This window comes from Pseudomonas sp. NDM (assembly GCF_003105095.1).
Lineage (GTDB): Bacteria > Pseudomonadota > Gammaproteobacteria > Pseudomonadales > Pseudomonadaceae > Aquipseudomonas > Aquipseudomonas moraviensis_A.
This window is the reverse complement of sequence record NZ_QETJ01000109.1, coordinates 1-16701: the sequence shown is the minus strand read 5'-3', so window position 1 is coordinate 16701 and position 16701 is coordinate 1. Positions and strand designations below refer to the sequence as shown.

At 60.4% G+C, this 16701-nt stretch carries 16 protein-coding genes and 2 pseudogenes; 3 read left to right on the top strand and 15 right to left on the bottom strand.

Annotated features, from left to right (window positions below; genetic code table 11):
* Positions 1-151: 151 nt before the first annotated feature.
* The 6 genes from DCO47_RS19350 to DCO47_RS26950 all read right to left on the bottom strand — a co-directional run bounded on the left by DCO47_RS19350 (position 152) and on the right by DCO47_RS26950 (position 5944).
* Positions 152-835: a sulfite exporter TauE/SafE family protein gene (locus DCO47_RS19350; protein WP_083353207.1), complete on the bottom strand. Its 684-nt coding sequence runs from the start codon at positions 833-835 to the stop codon at positions 152-154.
* Positions 828-1040, bottom strand: coding sequence for a cbb3-type cytochrome oxidase assembly protein CcoS (gene ccoS / locus DCO47_RS19345; protein WP_039763029.1), 213 nt, complete (start codon positions 1038-1040; stop codon positions 828-830). The genes DCO47_RS19350 and ccoS overlap by 8 nt, the downstream gene beginning before the upstream one ends.
* A gap of 23 nt (positions 1041-1063) precedes the next feature.
* A complete protein-coding gene (locus tag DCO47_RS19340; protein ID WP_116658702.1) occupies positions 1064-3514 on the bottom strand; it encodes a heavy metal translocating P-type ATPase in 2451 nt (816 codons plus the stop codon).
* A 213-nt stretch (positions 3515-3727) separates the two neighbouring features.
* Entirely contained in the window at positions 3728-4267 is a 540-nt protein-coding gene (locus DCO47_RS19335) for a FixH family protein (protein ID WP_116658701.1), read from the bottom strand.
* 13 nt (positions 4268-4280) lie between these two features.
* Positions 4281-5696, bottom strand: coding sequence for a cytochrome c oxidase accessory protein CcoG (gene ccoG, locus DCO47_RS19330; protein WP_116658700.1), 1416 nt, complete (start codon positions 5694-5696; stop codon positions 4281-4283).
* Positions 5696-5944 (bottom strand): hypothetical protein, encoded by a 249-nt coding sequence (locus DCO47_RS26950; protein WP_133247414.1) that lies wholly within the window; start codon positions 5942-5944, stop codon positions 5696-5698. Before DCO47_RS26950 ends, ccoG begins: the two co-directional genes overlap by 1 nt.
* A gap of 241 nt (positions 5945-6185) precedes the next feature.
* Between DCO47_RS26950 and DCO47_RS19325 the strand changes: the two genes are divergently transcribed.
* Positions 6186-7190, top strand: a complete 1005-nt coding sequence (locus tag DCO47_RS19325; RefSeq protein ID WP_116658699.1) for a metallophosphoesterase — start codon at positions 6186-6188, stop codon at positions 7188-7190.
* Positions 7191-7213: 23 nt separating this feature from the next.
* Here the strand turns inward: DCO47_RS19325 and DCO47_RS27350 are convergent.
* The 9 genes and pseudogenes from DCO47_RS27350 to ccoN (DCO47_RS19280) all read right to left on the bottom strand — a co-directional run.
* Positions 7214-7411: pseudogene (locus tag DCO47_RS27350) on the bottom strand (type II toxin-antitoxin system Phd/YefM family antitoxin); the annotation flags it as partial.
* 89 nt (positions 7412-7500) lie between these two features.
* Positions 7501-8484, bottom strand: a complete 984-nt coding sequence (gene ccoP / locus DCO47_RS19315; RefSeq protein WP_042608414.1) for a cytochrome-c oxidase, cbb3-type subunit III — start codon at positions 8482-8484, stop codon at positions 7501-7503.
* Positions 8481-8666, bottom strand: a complete 186-nt coding sequence (locus DCO47_RS19310) for a CcoQ/FixQ family Cbb3-type cytochrome c oxidase assembly chaperone (protein WP_016775513.1) — start codon at positions 8664-8666, stop codon at positions 8481-8483. Before DCO47_RS19310 ends, ccoP (DCO47_RS19315) begins: the two co-directional genes overlap by 4 nt.
* Before the next feature lie 5 nt (positions 8667-8671).
* Positions 8672-9280 (bottom strand): cytochrome-c oxidase, cbb3-type subunit II, encoded by a 609-nt coding sequence (gene ccoO, locus DCO47_RS19305; protein ID WP_042608413.1) that lies wholly within the window; start codon positions 9278-9280, stop codon positions 8672-8674.
* A complete protein-coding gene (ccoN, locus tag DCO47_RS19300; protein ID WP_042608412.1) occupies positions 9280-10722 on the bottom strand; it encodes a cytochrome-c oxidase, cbb3-type subunit I in 1443 nt (480 codons plus the stop codon). The genes ccoO (DCO47_RS19305) and ccoN (DCO47_RS19300) overlap by 1 nt, the downstream gene beginning before the upstream one ends.
* A gap of 481 nt (positions 10723-11203) precedes the next feature.
* Positions 11204-12157, bottom strand: coding sequence for a cytochrome-c oxidase, cbb3-type subunit III (gene ccoP / locus DCO47_RS19295; protein WP_116658698.1), 954 nt, complete (start codon positions 12155-12157; stop codon positions 11204-11206).
* Positions 12154-12351 (bottom strand): CcoQ/FixQ family Cbb3-type cytochrome c oxidase assembly chaperone, encoded by a 198-nt coding sequence (locus DCO47_RS19290; RefSeq protein WP_116658703.1) that lies wholly within the window; start codon positions 12349-12351, stop codon positions 12154-12156. Before DCO47_RS19290 ends, ccoP (DCO47_RS19295) begins: the two co-directional genes overlap by 4 nt.
* A gap of 5 nt (positions 12352-12356) precedes the next feature.
* A complete protein-coding gene (gene ccoO / locus DCO47_RS19285) occupies positions 12357-12965 on the bottom strand; it encodes a cytochrome-c oxidase, cbb3-type subunit II (RefSeq protein WP_003223389.1) in 609 nt (202 codons plus the stop codon).
* Positions 12966-12975: 10 nt separating this feature from the next.
* A complete protein-coding gene (gene ccoN, locus DCO47_RS19280; protein WP_042608409.1) occupies positions 12976-14400 on the bottom strand; it encodes a cytochrome-c oxidase, cbb3-type subunit I in 1425 nt (474 codons plus the stop codon).
* A 92-nt stretch (positions 14401-14492) separates the two neighbouring features.
* On the opposite strand from ccoN (DCO47_RS19280), the gene DCO47_RS19275 reads away from it, so the two are divergent.
* Together DCO47_RS19275 and DCO47_RS19265 are read left to right on the top strand one after the other, a co-directional pair.
* Complete coding sequence (locus tag DCO47_RS19275) at positions 14493-15173, top strand: alpha/beta family hydrolase (protein ID WP_116658697.1); 681 nt, start codon at positions 14493-14495, stop codon at positions 15171-15173.
* 1104 nt (positions 15174-16277) lie between these two features.
* Positions 16278-16631: pseudogene (locus DCO47_RS19265) on the top strand (DUF6124 family protein).
* Positions 16632-16701: the final 70 nt, after the last annotated feature.

Here is a 16701-nt window from a genome sequence, read left to right as displayed (position 1 = left end):
AGGCTGGCAGGTTGGCGATTCTATGGGGGTGCGGCGCTGGGGCTGTTGATTGGCATCAACAGCACAAGGTCAAAAGATCGCAGCCTTCGGCAGCTCCTACCTTGGAATGCGACCTCCTGTAGGAGCTGCCGAAGGCTGCGATCTTTTGCTTTTAATGGCCCATGAGCCAATGCTGATGCGGGCCGGGCAATGTCCACAAACCAAACAGAATCACCAGCAAACCGCCGGCCATACGCACACTGCGTTTGCGCAGGATCGCGGTGACCCGTTCAGCCGCCAGCCCGGTGGCGAGCAGCACCGGCCAGGTGCCGAGGCCAAACGCAAGCATCAACAGCGCACTGTCCAGCGCATTGCCCTGACTCGCGCTCCACAACAGCGTGCTGTAAACCAGTCCGCACGGCAGCCAGCCCCACAGCGCACCGAGCAGCAAGGCGCGCGGCAGGCTTGAAACCGGCAGCAAGCGGTTCGCCACCGGTTGAATGAAGCGCCACAAGCCACGCCCGAGCGCTTCGATACGGGTCAGCCCGCTCCACCAACCGGCCAGGTACAAACCCATGGCGATCAGCAGCAGCCCGGCCAGCACGCGCATAAACAGCGCCGCCGGGCTGTTGGCGACGGCCCAGCCGGCTAGGCCGATGAGCAATCCCGCCGTGGCGTAACTGAGAACCCGCCCGAGGTTGTAAGCCAGCAACAGGCGAAAGCGCCGGCTGCGCTGTTCCTTGGGGATCGCCAGGGTCAGCGCGCCCATCAGACCGCCGCACATGCCCAGGCAATGGCCGCCACCGAGCAGGCCGAGGATCAGTGCCGAAACCAGCAGGGGCGCCAGCTCAAGCATGGGGTGGCGCCTTGTCGTCCGGTTTGCCGGCGTTGGCTTCATCCACCGCGGCGGTGTGGTTGGGGTCCTGATCGTCAAAGAGGATGCTGTGCGCGGGGCCGTCGAGGTCATCGTACTGACCGCTGTCCACCGCCCAGAAGAAGATGTACACGGCGATGGCGACGATCAGCAAGGCAGCGGGAATCATCACGTAGAGAGCTGGCATCGGTAACTCCAGGCCCGCGCGGCTCAGGCCGGCAGCGGGCGGGTGTGGGTCGGGCTGCTGGCGGCCGGCGCGCTCGGCAGGCGAGTCAGACGCAGGGCGTTGAGCACCACGGTCAGCGAACTGATCGACATGCCGACCGCCGCCCACACCGGAGTGATCCAGCCGAGGGCGGCGAACGGCAACATGAGGCCATTGTACAGCGCCGCCCACAGCAGGTTTTCGATGATTACCCGGCGCGTACGTCGCGCCAGCGTGAAAGCTTGCACCAGGGCGCCGAGACGGTTGGACAGCAACACCGCATCGGCGCTGGTTTTCGCCAGATCGGTGGCCGAGCCCATCGCCACGCTGATGTCGGCCGCTGCCAGCACCGGCACGTCGTTGACGCCGTCGCCGAGCATCAGCACCTTGCGACCTTCCTTGTGCAGTTGCTGCAGCACTTGCAGTTTGTCATCGGGGCGCAAACCGCCGCGGGCCTCGTCGATACCCAGTTCGGCGGCGACACTGGCGACCATCGGCGAACTGTCGCCGGACAACAGCAAGGTGCGCCAGCCCCGCGCTTTGCAGGCCGCGAGCAGGGCGGGGGCGTCGTCACGCAGGCGATCATCGAGGACCAGCCACGCCAGCGGGCCGTGGGTGTCGGCGAGCAGCAGCCATTGCCCGGCCTCGTCGGGCATCGACGGCAGTGGCGCGCCGCTCAGGGCACAGGCGAACTGCGCCTGACCGATACGCAAGCGTCGTTCACCGACCACCCCTTCAAGGCCCAGTCCCGGGCTGCTGTGCACCTCTTCAGCGGCCAATGGTGCGCGGCCGAAAGCGCGGGCAATCGGGTGTTCCGAACGGTTTTCCAGCGCGGCGGCGAGGCTCAGGCATTGCTCGCTGTCGAGCGCGCCGAGCGGGCGAATCGAACGCAGTACCAAGCGCCCTTCGGTGAGCGTGCCGGTCTTGTCGAAGATCACTGTGTCGATCTGGTTCAGCCCTTCCAGCACGTGGCCGCGGGTCAGCAGCAGCCCGAGTTTGTGCAGCGTGCCGGTGGCGGCGGTGAGGGCGGTCGGCGTCGCCAGCGACAGTGCGCACGGGCAGGTCGCCACCAGCATGGCGAGAACAATCCAGAACGCCCGCGATGAATCCAGCTGCCACCACAGCAGGCCGATCGCTGCCGCGGCAATCAGCGACAACAGCAAAAACCATTGCGCGGCGCGGTCGGCGATTTCTGCCAGACGCGGTTTTTCCGCCTGAGCGCGATCGAGCAGGCGCACGATCGCGGAGAGCCGCGTGTCCTGCCCCAGCGCCTGCACTTCCACGGTCAATGCGCCTTCAACGTTGAGGGTACCGGCGGTGACCGCATCACCCAGCGCACGCGGTTGCGGCAGGTATTCGCCGGTCAGCAGCGATTCGTCGATGCTCGACTGGCCATCGATGATCTTGCCGTCAGCCGGCAGAATCGAACCGGGCGGCACCAGAATCCGTTCGCCGAGACGCAGCTCGCTGAGCAGGATGCGTTCGCTCTGACCGTTGCTATCCAGGCGCAGGCACGAGGCCGGCAACAGGTTCACCAGTTGCGCAGTGGCAGCGGCGGTGCGCTCGCGGGCGCGGCGTTCCAGATAACGCCCGGCGAGCAGAAACAGCGCGAACATGCCGACCGCATCGAAGTACAGCTCGCCGACCCCGGTGATCGACGTCCAGATCCCGGCGATGTAGGCGCTGCCGATCGCCAGCGACACCGAGACGTCCATGGTCAGGTGGCGGGTACGCAAATCGCGCATCGCCCCTTTGAAGAACGGCGCGCAGCTGTAGAACACGATCGGCGTGGTCAGAAACAGCGCGACCCAGCGCAGGATCGTGTGCAGCTCGGGGCTCAGATCGATATTGAATTCCGGCCAGGTGGCCATGGTCGCCATCATCGCCTGAAACCACAGCAACCCGGCGACGCCAAGTTGGCGCAGGGCCAGGCGATTCTCGCTGGCCAGCTGTTCGCTGGCGCGGTCGGCCTGGTACGGGTGGGCGGCGTAACCGACGTGGCGCAGCTCGGCGAGAATCTGGCTCAGCGGCAGTTGAGCGTCGGCCCAGCGTACGTGCAGGCGATGGTTGGACAGGTTCAGCCGCGCTTCGGCGACGCCGGGCAGGGTGCGCAGGTGTTTCTCGATCAGCCAGCCGCAGGCGGCGCAACTGATGCCTTCCATCAACAAGGTGGTTTCGGCCAGATCGCCTTCGTGGCGGACGAAGGGTTGTTGCACGTCGGCGCGGTCGTACAGCGCCAGTTCATCGGTCAGTTGCACCGGCAGCGCTTCGGGATTGGCCGAGGCTTCGCTGCGATGCTGGTAATAACTTTCCAGCCCCCCGGCGACGATGGCCTCGGCCACCGCCTGACAGCCCGGGCAGCAGAACTCGCGGGCCTGCCCGAGGACGACGGCGGTGAAGCGGCTGCCGGACGGGACGGGCAGGGCGCAGTGGTAGCAGGCAAGTGGGGTGGTCATGGCATCGTTGAGGGTGTGAACCCTTGCATTGGGTGTATCCGCTTGCCCTCACCCCAGCCCTCTCCCGGAGGGAGAGGGCGCCGATCGGTGTGAGCCGGAAAAGCGGCTTCAGTCGCCGACATTGTCACTGTCATACGCCACGCTTCCAGGCAGCCGAGATCAGTCCCCTCTCCCTCAGGGAGAGGGCTAGGGTGAGGGGCTCTAGACCTTGATTCACTTCTTCAGGTCTTCCGCGCCCTGCAACGGCTCATCACCCAGCAGCAGTTCCTTGTCATGGCTGACCAGTTCTTCTTCAAACATGCGCCACACGTGTTCATCCTGACTGCCGAGCAGCTCGACAAACCGCCGCCCTTCGACCTTGTCGCTCAACTGGCCAATGTAGCGCCCGCTCTCGCTGTCACTGCGGGTCAGCACGATCTTGCGATCCTTCTCCGGTTGGGTCGGCGAGATCAGGTTCAATTCGAGGGTTTGCGGCTGGCTGTCTCCGCTCAGGCGCAGATCGACTTCGCCGGTCACGTCATCCAGATGCACCGCCGCACGCAGTTTCAGGGTTTGCGCCAGCAGTTCACGGTCCAGTGAGCGGTTGATGCCTTTGCCCGCTTCGTAATAGTTGTCGTTGACCAGATTGTCCGGGTTGTTCACCGCGATGGTCACCATGGACAGGGTCAAGGCCACCGAGCAGGCGAGGATGGCGATGATGATCCACGGCCAGAGGTGCTTGTACCAGGGACTTGCGGCGTTTGCAGCGGGCATGTTCAAAATTCTCTCAACGGATTTGTGGGCCGATGAATCGGCTCTTGGCTTCAACGTGGACGCTTTCGTCATCGGCGTCCTTGAGGATGAATTTCACCTCGTTGGTGCTCGATGGCAGTTGTTCCGGTGCGCTCGACAATTCGACCGGCATGCTGACGATATCCCCGGCAGCCACCTTGATCTCGCGCTTGCCTTGCAGGCGCAGGTCCGGCAGGCCCTCGGCTTGCAGCAGGTAAGTGTGATCGCGCTGATCCTTGTTCATGATCTTCAGGCTGTAGACGTTCTCGATCCGGCCTTCGGCGTTTTCGCGGTACAGCACGCGGTCCTTGCTGACATCGAAACCGACCAGCGAGCGCATGAAGAACGCGGCGACCAACAGGCTGATCATCGCCAGCAGCACCACGGCGTAGCCGATCAGGCGCGGGCGCAGTTTATGGGTTTTCTGCCCGGAGAGGTTGTGTTCGGTGGTGTAGCTGATCAGCCCGCGCGGGTAATCCATCTTGTCCATGATGCTGTCGCAGGCGTCGATGCACGCGGCGCAGCCGATGCACTCGATCTGCAGACCATCGCGGATGTCGATGCCGGTGGGGCAGACCTGCACGCACATCGTGCAGTCGATGCAATCGCCCAGCCCCAGGGCCTTGTAGTCGATGCCTTTCTTGCGCGGCCCACGGCTCTCGCCACGGCGCGGGTCGTAGGAAACGATCAGCGTGTCCTTGTCGAACATCACGCTCTGGAAACGCGCATACGGGCACATGTAGATGCACACCTGCTCACGCAACCAACCGGCATTGCCGTACGTGGCGAGGGTGAAAAAACCGACCCAGAAATACGACCAGCCATCGGCCTGGCCGGTGAAGAATTCGATGACCAGTTCGCGGATCGGCGAAAAGTAGCCCACAAAAGTCATGCCGGTGACAAAACCGATCAGCAGCCACAGCGAGTGCTTGGCCAGTTTGCGCAGGAATTTGTTGGCGCTCATCGGCGCCTTGTCGAGTTTGATGCGCTGGTTGCGGTCGCCTTCGGTGACCTTTTCGCACCACATGAAAATCCACGTCCACACGCTCTGCGGGCAGGTGTAACCGCACCAGACGCGTCCGGCGTAGACCGTGATGAAGAACAGGCCGAATGCGGCAATGATCAACAGGCCCGAGAGCAGGATGAAATCCTGTGGCCAGAAGGTGGCGCCGAAGATGAAGAACTTGCGCTCCGGCAGGTTCCACCACACCGCCTGGTGCCCGCCCCAGTTCAGCCACACCGTACCGAAGTACAGCAGAAACAGCGCTGCACCGCCGAGCATCCGCAAATTGCGGAACAGGCCGGTGAAGGCACGGGTGTAGATTTTTTCTCTTGAGGCATAAAGATCGACGCTGTTGTTCGCGTTCTTGTTCGGCGGCGTGACGTCGTGTACCGGAATCTGATTGCTCATCATTGCATCCCACGGCAGTGGAAAAATGCCCCGGTCGATACGTGCCAACCAAGGTCAAAAAGGGCTGTTGCAGTAGCGCGATGATACGCCTGCCGCTCTGGCTCAAGGGTGCGACCTTTGGTCGCGTTGGGTAAAAAATCCGAATGGTGTAGCGATTGCGGAAAAGCCTGACGCAGATCAATTGACTTGTTGAGTATGGACGGTTTTGCCGAAGCGGCTAGTTCATCTTTTTTCAATCGCTTGTTCACACCACAGCCGTTGATTTCGCAAGTTTGATTACAAGTAATCGGTGGGATTCTTTGACGGTGCCTGGCCCGGCACTAAGCGACAGGTTTCAGTTGATATGTATGTTGTAAGTTGTTTGGTCTGAAATATATTCACTTGATTGTTGTTTGCAAGAGCTTTGAAGTTTTCGTCGTGTTCGAATAAGTTGGCTCCTCGCGAATCATGTTTCGCGTTTTAATAATCAATCTAAATGGAATTTAACGTATGGTTTTTAATGATCTTGTGCGCATTTTTATAAGTGCTTGCTTGCTGGTTTCGGCTATTACCGCTCACGCGGCTACTGGCCTGCCCAAACACATGGTCTTTGCTTCGGATACCCAATATCCGTGGACAGACAAGACCGATAGCCGCGAACCGGAATCGGATTCGGAATTCAAGGAGCGCTCGAAATGGCTGGTTGAAAGCCAACTTGCGAGCATTGCCGAATTCAGAAACCAGCACGGCTCTCAAGCGCAGGTGCCTCTGATGATCAATGGCGATATCACCGCTTTTGGTCATGGCTGGCAGCGGTCTTATATGAAGGCGGCATTGAACAAGTATTTCGGTGGTGACTACTTGTACGGGCTGGGCAATCACGACTATGAAAATAATGTCGATGACTGTTTCAGTAACAGCTGTGCAGCAGGCAGCATCGTCGAGTTCAAAGAACATCATGAAGGTAAAGTCGATAACTTCGACCTGGAGATTACTAGCGGCTTTCTGAGCAAAACGTATTCCGGCAGTCTCGCCTATTCGAAAAATGTTGGCGAAGTGCATTTGGTCCAGCTCAATAACGAGCCGACTTACACCACACGGATTGCCCATGCGCTGAACCCGACGACATTCGAAATCAACGACGCACTGGACTGGCTTGAGACAGATCTCAGGGTAGCGCGCGCTCAGGGCTATGCAATCATCATCAATATGCATAAGCCGCTGAGGCACAAGGGCAGCCCCGAGCAACTGAAGCGTTTCCGTGACATGGTCAACAAATACCAGGTGACGGCGATCTTTGCCGGCCATTTGCACACAGATGGCGGTGACGCCTACTGGCAGGGCAGTGTGCCGATGTACCTGAGCGGCAGTACGTCCCAGCAGACCTATCTGACTGCGAGCTTTACCGAGGATCGCAAGCAGTTGCAGATCTATCTGGTAGAGAACAACCAATGGCGTGAGCGGACTCTGATCGACACCACGCCAGTGCATTCGGTTTTGGCCCAACGCCCATGAAAAAGCCCCGCCGGTGATAGGGCGAATTCGATTTCAGCCGCATTCGGCATCGCCAGTAGCTCAACGATGCTCGTCTGGCAGCCGGTCAGTTTCTGGTACTCCTCAATGCTGAGCAATACGTGGGCAGGCCTGCCTCGCTCAGTAATGATTACTGGACCTTGATGTGTGGCTTTTTTGGCTGCACTGGTGTCCTGATTAAACTCGCGGCTGGAAATGTTCATCGAGCAAACGTTTCGAATCATGAATGCCACCATGAAAAAAGGCCCCGCCAATCTGATTGGCGGGGCCTTTTATGCTTCAAGCGCTGGACTTATTCAGCCTTTGCTTCCGGTGCTTTTTCACCGTGGGACAAGCTGTATACATACGCCGCCAGCAGGTGAACCTTGTCATTGCCCTGCAGTTGTTCCTGCGCCGGCATCTGGCCCTGACGGCCGTAACGGATGGTCTGTTGCAGTTGCGCGAAGCTCGAGCCGTAGATGAATGCGCCCGGGTGAGTCAGGTCTGGCGCGCCCATGGCCGGGGTGCCTTTGCCGGCAGGGCCGTGGCAGGCCACGCAGTTGGCGGCGAAGAGTTTGCCGCCATTGGCCGGGTCGGCCTTGGTGCCTTCCGGCAGTTTGCGCCCGTCGAGGTTGGTCACCACGAAGGCCGCTACGTCGGCCACCCCTTGCTCGCCGATCACTTCCGCCCAGGCCGGCATCACCGCGTGGCGGCCGCCCATGATGGTGGTCTTGATGGTTTCCGGCTCGCCGCCCCAGCGCCAGTCGGCGTCGGTCAGGTTGGGGAAACCGTAGGCGCCCTTGGCGTCGGAACCGTGGCACACCGAGCAGTTGGAGGCGAACAGACGGCCACCCATCTTCAGTGCTTGCGGATCCTTGGCAACTTCTTCGATCGGCATCGCCGCGAACTTGGCGAAGATCGGACCGAAGCGAGCGTCGGAACGGGCCATTTCCTTTTCCCATTCGTGGACACCGGTCCAGCCGGTCTGGCCATTGGCGAACGCGGTCTGCTTCTCGGTATCGAGATAGTTGTAGCCCGGCAGCAGACCTTTCCAGTTGCCCAGGCCGGGGTACAGCACCAGGTAACCCAGGGCGAACACGATGGTGCCGACGAACAGCATGAACCACCATTTCGGCAGCGGGTTGTCGTACTCCTCGATCCCGTCGAAGGAGTGGCCGACCGTCTCGTCCGTCTGTTCGCTGCGCTGGCCCTTGCGGGTCGACAGCAGCAGCCAGGTCAGTGCGAAGATCGTACCGAGACTGAGGACTGTGACGTACAGACTCCAGAATGTAGTCATTCTTTGTTACTCCTAGAAGCTTGCTCGACGTGCTTGATGGCTTCGGGATCATCTGCAAAAGGCAACATGGTCGCGTCGTCAAACTCCGACTTGCGCTTGGGGCTGAACACCCACAAGGCCAGACCGATGAAGGCCACCATCACGACAACGGTGCCCAGGCCTCGAATCATCCCGATATCCATCAGATTCACCGTTTGCTTTTGATGATGGTGCCCAGGCCTTGCAGGTAGGCCACCAGCGCGTCCATTTCGGTCTTGCCCTTCACGGCCTCCTGAGCACCGGCGATGTCTTCGTCGGTATAAGGCACGCCGAGGGTGCGCAACACTTCCATTTTCTTCGCGGTTTCCTTGCCGTCGAGCTTGTTTTCCACGAGGAACGGGTAAGCCGGCATTTTCGACTCGGGGACCACGTTGCGCGGGTTGTACAAGTGCGCACGTTGCCAGTCATCGGAGTAACGACCGCCCACACGGGCCAGGTCCGGACCGGTACGTTTGGAACCCCACAGGAACGGGTGGTCCCAGACGCTTTCACCGGCAACCGAATAGTGGCCATAGCGTTCGGTTTCAGCGCGGAACGGGCGGATCATCTGCGAGTGGCAGCCGACACAACCGTTGGCGATGTATACGTCGCGGCCTTCCAGCTCCAGCGCCGAGCGTGGCTTCATGCCCTCGACCGGCTTGTTGGTGACGTCCTGGAAGAACAGCGGAACAATTTGGGTCAGGCCACCGACGCTGACGGCGATGACCATGAAGAAGGCCAGCAGGCCAATATTCTTCTCGACAGCTTCATGCTTCATCAGTGAGCTCCAACGACGGCAATCTTGGCGGCGGCTTCGGCTTCAACCGGATCCGACGCACGAACGGTGCGGTACACGTTGTAAGCCATCAGCAGCATGCCGCTGGCAAAGAAAGCACCGCCCAGCGCACGGACGATGAAGCCCGGGTGGCTGGCCTGCAGCGCTTCGACGAACGAGTAGGTGAGGGTGCCGTCATCGTTGATTGCACGCCACATCAGGCCCTGGGTGATGCCGTTGACCCACATCGAGGCGATGTAGAGCACGGTGCCGATGGTCGCGAGCCAGAAGTGCGCGTTGATCAGCCCGATGCTGTGCATCTGCGCCCGGCCGAACAGTTTGGGGATCATGTGATAGATCGCGCCGATGGAAATCATCGCCACCCAGCCGAGTGCGCCGGCGTGTACGTGGCCGATGGTCCAGTCGGTGTAGTGCGAAAGCGAGTTGACGGTCTTGATCGCCATCATCGGCCCTTCGAAGGTCGACATGCCGTAGAACGCCAGCGATACCACGAGGAAGCGCAGGATCGGGTCGGTGCGCAATTTATGCCAGGCGCCCGACAGGGTCATCATGCCGTTGATCATGCCGCCCCAGCTCGGCGCCAGGAGAATGATCGACATCGCCATGCCCAGCGATTGTGCCCAGTCCGGCAGGGCGGTGTAGTGCAGGTGGTGCGGGCCGGCCCAGATGTACAGGGTGATCAGGGCCCAGAAGTGCACGATCGACAGGCGATAGGAATAGATCGGACGTTCGGCCTGTTTCGGCACGAAGTAGTACATCATCCCGAGGAAACCGGTGGTCAGGAAGAAACCCACCGCGTTGTGGCCGTACCACCACTGGATCATCGCGTCAGTGGCGCCGGAGTAGGCCGAATACGATTTGAACAGGCTGACCGGCAACGACATGTGGTTGACGATGTGCAGCATCGCGGTGACGACGATGAACGCGCCGTAGAACCAGTTGCCGACATAGATGTGCTTGGTCTTGCGCTTGGTGATGGTGCCGAAGAACACCAGACCGTAGGTGACCCAGACAATGGCCAGCAAAATGGCGATCGGCCATTCCAGTTCGGCGTATTCCTTGGTGGTGGTGTAACCCAGCGGCAAGGTAATGATGGCGCCGACGATGACCGCTTGCCAGCCCCAGAAGGTGAAGGCTGCGAGGCTGTCGGAAATCAGTCGCGTCTGGCAGGTTCGCTGCACGACATAGTAGGAGGTGGCAAACAGTGCACAACCGCCGAAGGCGAAAATCACCAGGTTTGTGTGCAACGGGCGCAGGCGTCCAAAGCTCGTCCACGGCAGACCGAAGTTCAATTCCGGCCAGACCAGTTGCGAGGCAATGAAGACACCGAGCCCCATGCCAAGGATCCCCCAGACCACCGTCATGATGGCGAACTGGCGGACTACCTTATAGTTATAAGCAGTCGGACTGATTGCTGTGCTCATTCTAAGGTTCCACGGTTTGGGTGTTTTATTAGGATTGGAATCGGCCGCAAGTATGCAGAGAGCAGGGGGCCATTGCAACGCGCCATGACCTGGGTCAATGCTTTCCAGCGCTGATTCTGCGGCCTTTCCATGCGCCGTGTAGGGTCAAAAACGGCCCCTGTCAAAATGTCGCTGTGAGTGAAAAAAACGCGGAGTTCGGATGGCCATCGACGGCGTCTTTTTCGACGTCATGATCGGGGGACGAAAGGCATTCGGTGCAACAGCCGTTATCTACCTGCCCTTGCGGCGAATCCGTTAGCCGGTTCAGCGGCCGCATCGCCCGGGAGTGATCTGAAGCTGTCACGCACCAATCCGCTCTCGAACAAGCGTAGACCTGAATCAGGCGAACCGAAAGGTGAGGTGGGAAGGGGTGCGACAATGCGTCGCAATGGGGCGGGAAACTGCCGCAACGAAAAAGTCGCGGCAGTTGTGTGCGCAGGATTTATTTCTTTATGTCTTCACTTGCCATTCGTTCTGTATTCAATCCGTGGCTAAGGCTGTACACATAGGCGGCAAGCAATTGCACTTTATCGTTGCCCAACAACTCGTTCTGCGCCGGCATGTGTCCTTGGCGACCATGGCGAATGGTTTGCTCCAGTTGGGTCAGACTGGTGCCATAGATGAAGCCGGCCGGATGGGTCAGGTTTGGCGCACCCATCGCTGCGGTGCCCTGGCCGGTGGCGCCATGACAGGCGACGCACGTAGTGCTGAACGCTTGCTGCCCGGCTTGCAGATCCGCCTTGCTGTCGGCGGGTAGCGGCAGGCCGGCCAACTCGTGGCGCACGTAGGCTGCGACGTTTTTCACCCCGGCTTCACCGAGTACTTCGCCCCAGGCCGGCATCGCCGCCATCCGTCCGCCCAGGATGGTGGTCTTGATCGTCTCGGCCTCGCCGCCCCAGCGCCAGTCGCTGTCGGCGAGGTTAGGGAAGCCGAATGCGCCCTTGGCGTCGGAGCCGTGGCACACCGAGCAGTTGGAGGCGAACAAGCGACCGCCCATTTTCAGCGCCTGCGGATCTTTGGCCACTTCTTCCACGGGCATGGCAGCGAATTTGGCGAAGATCGGCCCGAACCGGGCGTCCGCCTTGTTCATCTCCTTTTCCCACTCGTGCACGCCGGTCCAGCCATCCTCGTAACCGGGCAGGATGCCTTTCCAGTTGCCCAGGCCCGGATACAGAATCAGATAGCCCACCGAGAACACCAATGTGCCGGCGAACAGCATGAACCACCACTGCGGCAGCGGATTGTCGTATTCCTCGATGCCGTCGAAGCTGTGGCCCATGGTCTGGTCGACGCTGCCCTTGGTCTCGCCCCGGCGCGTGCCGATCAACAGCCAGGTCAGGCCGATCAGGCTGCCAATGGTCAGTACGCAGATCCACGTACTCCAGAAGGTGGTCATGGCCGGGTACTCCTTGTTTCAGGGGCTTGGGTAGTGTCAGGTTGCGGTTCATCGGCGAACGGCAGCAGACGTGCTTCGGCGAATTCCGCGGTGCGCTTGCGGTTGAACACCCAGAGCGTCAAACCAACGAAGGCGACGAACACCACGACCGTGCCGAGGCCGCGGATCAGGCCTGCACTCATCTCAAAGATCATCGCGCTCACCTCTTGCTCTTGATTGCAGTGCCGAGCACTTGCAGATAGGAAACGAGGGCGTCCATTTCGGTCTTGCCCTTGAGGCTCGCGACCGCGCCGCTGATGTCGTCGTCGGTGTACGGCACGCCGAGGGTGCGCATGGTTTTCAGCTTGGTTTCGGTGTGACTGCTGTCGACGGCCTGGGTGACCAGCCATGGATAAGCCGGCATCTTCGATTCCGGCACGACGTTGCGCGGGTTGTACAAGTGCGCGCGGTGCCAGTCATCCGAGTAGCGCGCGCCGACCCGGGCGAGGTCCGGCCCGGTACGTTTCGATCCCCACAGGAACGGGTGATCCCAGACGCTTTCGCCCGCTACCGAGTAGTGCCCGTAACGCTCGGTTTCGGCGCGGAACGGGCGGATCATCTGCGAGTGGCAACCGACGCAGCCTTCGCGGATATAGATGTCGCGGCCTTCCAGTTGCAGCGCGGTGTAGGGCTTCATGCCCTCTACCGGTTTGTTGGTGACGTCCTGGAAGAACAGCGGGACGATCTGGGTCAGGCCGCCGATGCTGACGGCGAACACCATCAGCAGCATCAGCAGGCCGACGTTCTTTTCAATGGTTTCGTGTTTCATGGCGGACTCCTCAGGCCATCTGCGCGGCAGCGACGACTTCAGCAGGCTGCGAGGCCCGCACGGTGCGCCAGGTGTTGTAAGCCATCAGCAACATGCCGCTGAGGAAAATCGCCCCACCGATCAGGCGCACGACAAAGCCCGGATGGCTGGCCACCAGGGTTTCGACGAAGGAATACGTCAGCGTGCCGTCCTCGTTGACCGCGCGCCACATCAGGCCCTGGGCGATGCCGTTGACCCACATCGAGGCGATGTAGAGCACGGTGCCGATGGTCGCGAGCCAGAAATGCGCGTTGATCAGACCGACGCTGTGCATCTGCGTCTTGCCGAAGATTTTCGGGATCATGTGGTACAGCGCGCCGATGGAGATCATCGCCACCCAGCCGAGCGCGCCGGCGTGAACGTGGCCGATGGTCCAGTCGGTGTAGTGGGAGAGGGCGTTGACGGTCTTGATCGCCATCATCGGCCCTTCGAAGGTCGACATGCCGTAGAAGGCGAGCGACACCACGAGGAAGCGCAGGATCGGGTCGCTGCGCAACTTATGCCAGGCGCCCGAGAGGGTCATCATGCCGTTGATCATGCCGCCCCAGCTCGGTGCCAGCAGAATCAGTGACATCACCATGCCCAGCGACTGTGCCCAGTCCGGCAACGCGGTGTAGTGCAAGTGGTGCGGGCCGGCCCAGATGTACAGGGTGATCAGCGCCCAGAAGTGCACGATCGACAGGCGATACGAATACACCGGGCGCTCGGCCTGTTTCGGCACGAAGTAATACATCATGCCGAGGAAGCCGGCGGTGAGGAAAAAGCCCACAGCGTTGTGGCCGTACCACCATTGCACCATCGCGTCGGTGGCACCGGCGTAAACCGAATAGGACTTGGTGAAACTCACCGGCAACTCAAGATTGTTGACGATGTGCAGAATCGCCACGGTAATGATGAACGCGCCGAAGAACCAATTGCCGACATAGATGTGTTTGGTCTTGCGCTGCATGATCGTGCCGAAGAACACAATGGCGTAGGCGACCCAGACGATGGTGATGAGGATGTCGATCGGCCATTCCAGCTCGGCGTATTCCTTGGAACTGGTGTAACCCAGCGGCAGGCTGATCGCCGCCAGCAGGATCACCAGTTGCCAGCCCCAGAAGCAGAACGCGGCGATTTTCGGCGCGAACAATTGCGTCTGGCAGGTGCGTTGCACCGAGTAGAAAGAGCTGGCGAACAGCGCGCAGCCACCGAAAGCGAAGATCACCGCGTTGGTGTGCAGCGGGCGCAGACGGCCGAAACTGGTCCAGGGCAGATTGAAGTTGAGTTCCGGCCAGACCAATTGCGCCGCGAGAAAAACCCCGAGGCCCATGCCGACGATGCCCCACACCACCGTCATAATGGCGAATTGGCGGACCACCTTGTAGTTGTAGGCGGTACTGATAGAAGTGTTCATGGTTCCCCATCCACGGTTCAGCCGAAGTGAGCGCGCGCAAACGGCGCGAATCCTTCGCCTGGAGTTATAGGCAGACTAAAAGCGAGGCAAGCATGGACAAACAGCACAAGGCCAGTATTGACGGGGATCAATGGGCGCAGTGTGTGCGTGATCATGGGTGGCTGTGGGATGCCGCTGTTGGTGAGGCTTCGGCAACGCTGATTCTGGCGCACGGGGCGGGGGCGCCGATGGATAGTGACTGGATGAATGACATGGCTGGGCGCCTGGCGGGGCTTGGGGTGAATGTGTTGCGGTTTGAGTTTCCTTATATGGCGCAGCGGCGGGTGGATGGGGTAAAGCGGCCGCCGAATCCTGCTGGCAAGCTGCAGGAATGTTGGCGGGAGGTGTTTGCGGTGGTGCGGCGTCATGTCGCTGGGCGGTTGGCGATTGGCGGCAAGTCGATGGGCGGGCGGATGGCGAGTCTGGTGGCGGATGAGTTGGGGGCTGATGGGTTGGTGTGTCTGGGCTATCCGTTTTATGCGGCTGGGAAGCCGGAGAAACCGCGGGTGGAGCATTTGGCTTCGTTGCGCACGCGGACGTTGATTGTGCAGGGGGAGCGGGATGCTTTGGGTAATCGTGAAGCTGTCGAGGCTTACACTTTGTCACCGAGTATTGAGGTGATGTGGCTGGCGGCGGGGGATCATGATTTGAAGCCGCTCAAGGCTTCTGGCTTTACGCATTCCGATCATTTGGCGGGTGCTGCGCGGAAGGTGGCTGAATTTCTCCGTGACTGATTTTGGGCCGGGCCGGGATTTTGCGTTGCATGAAGATCTGCTCCCTTTCCCCCTCGTCCCCTTGGGGGAGAGGGTTGGGGTAGCTGTTGATCTTGCTTTTGGGGGCATATCCGTTGCTGCCGTAACGGCTCCTTAGGGTTCCGCCCTGACGGCGGGTCACTTTTTCCAGACGCCGAAAAAGTAACCAAAAAGGCTTGCTCCTGCGTTCGGCCCTCGCAGGCTCGGGTCCCTTCGCTCCGGGATCGATCCGGGCGCAGCGGCTCCGGTTTGCTTCGCTGCACCTCCTTCCGCTGTGTCTGGCTGCGCCAGACGGTCGCTGCGCTCCCACCCCCGGATCAATCCCTCCACTCAGCCTTCCGACGTCGCCCGTGGATCAAAAGCACTCGAGCTTGCGCTCATTGTTGAGTGGTGCGGCTTCGCCGCGGGCAGCTGCGCTGCTTTGCTTTTCTGTGGGAGCGAGCTTGCTCGCGAAGGCGGCCTTAAAGCCGACCTGATTCTTGCGGTTGTACCCAGTCCAACTGTAGGAGTGAGCCTGCTCGCGATGACGCCCTGACAACCGGCCATTATCTACCGGCTGGACCCAATCCCTGTGGGAGCTGGCTTGCCAGCGATGGCAACCTCCAAGCCGACCAATCCCTCACTGATGTACCCGGTCCAAATGTGGGAGCGAGCCTGCTCGCGAAAGCTCCCTTCCAGACGACATCAAACCACCTGCCTGTCAGAGGCAATCCCGGCTATTAAACATCTTCAAATTCCAACGTTTAAACTACACGATCCGTTACGCCATCCCGGCTACAACTCCTTGCGCCGTTGCCTACGCGTACGCCAGAATCCGCCGGCTTACACGGCTATGAGGTTGGCTATATCGTTTCTCGGTCACTGAAAAAAAGCAGTGATCGGGTTTGGTAGCCCGTCTGTAATGGCTGTATGTCTACGCCTTCAGACCGTCCTTTTTTGGGGCTCGGTTTATATGGTGGTCATGCGTGGGGCTCGTTCGCGGGCGCCGGGTTCCTATTGCAGCCGGTCTACCAACCCGCGTATGGCCGCCACCCTCGTTTGGTAGCGAAGGTGATGGCTCCTTCAGTCTGCGATAGGAGTTTCATCATGTTCAAAGTAACCCCCAACCCGCCAATCCCCCACGACCCCGCACTCGATCCGCAAAAAGTCCAGGAAGCCACCGACCGCGCCCTCGACTACTACCTCAAACCCGAGGACCTGGCTGCTCCACCAAGTTCACCAAAATATCGCCCGATCTACGTTGTAGACCCCACGCTGGATGACGAAACCCTGCTGGTCGAGGCTTGCGAGTCGCTTTCCTAAGCCCATGCCATGGCCGGTAACATCGCCAACTCAATCGGCGGCCCGGAACGCAAACCACTGCTGGCGCTGCAACAGGTGATCATGCTGAATGAACTGTTGGTCAATCGGCTGCTGGACAAGCTGAAGTTGCCTCAATAATTACGCTGGTTGTCATGGCTTTTTCGCGAGCAGGCTCGCTCCCACATTGGATTAGCGGTAGCCACCTTCT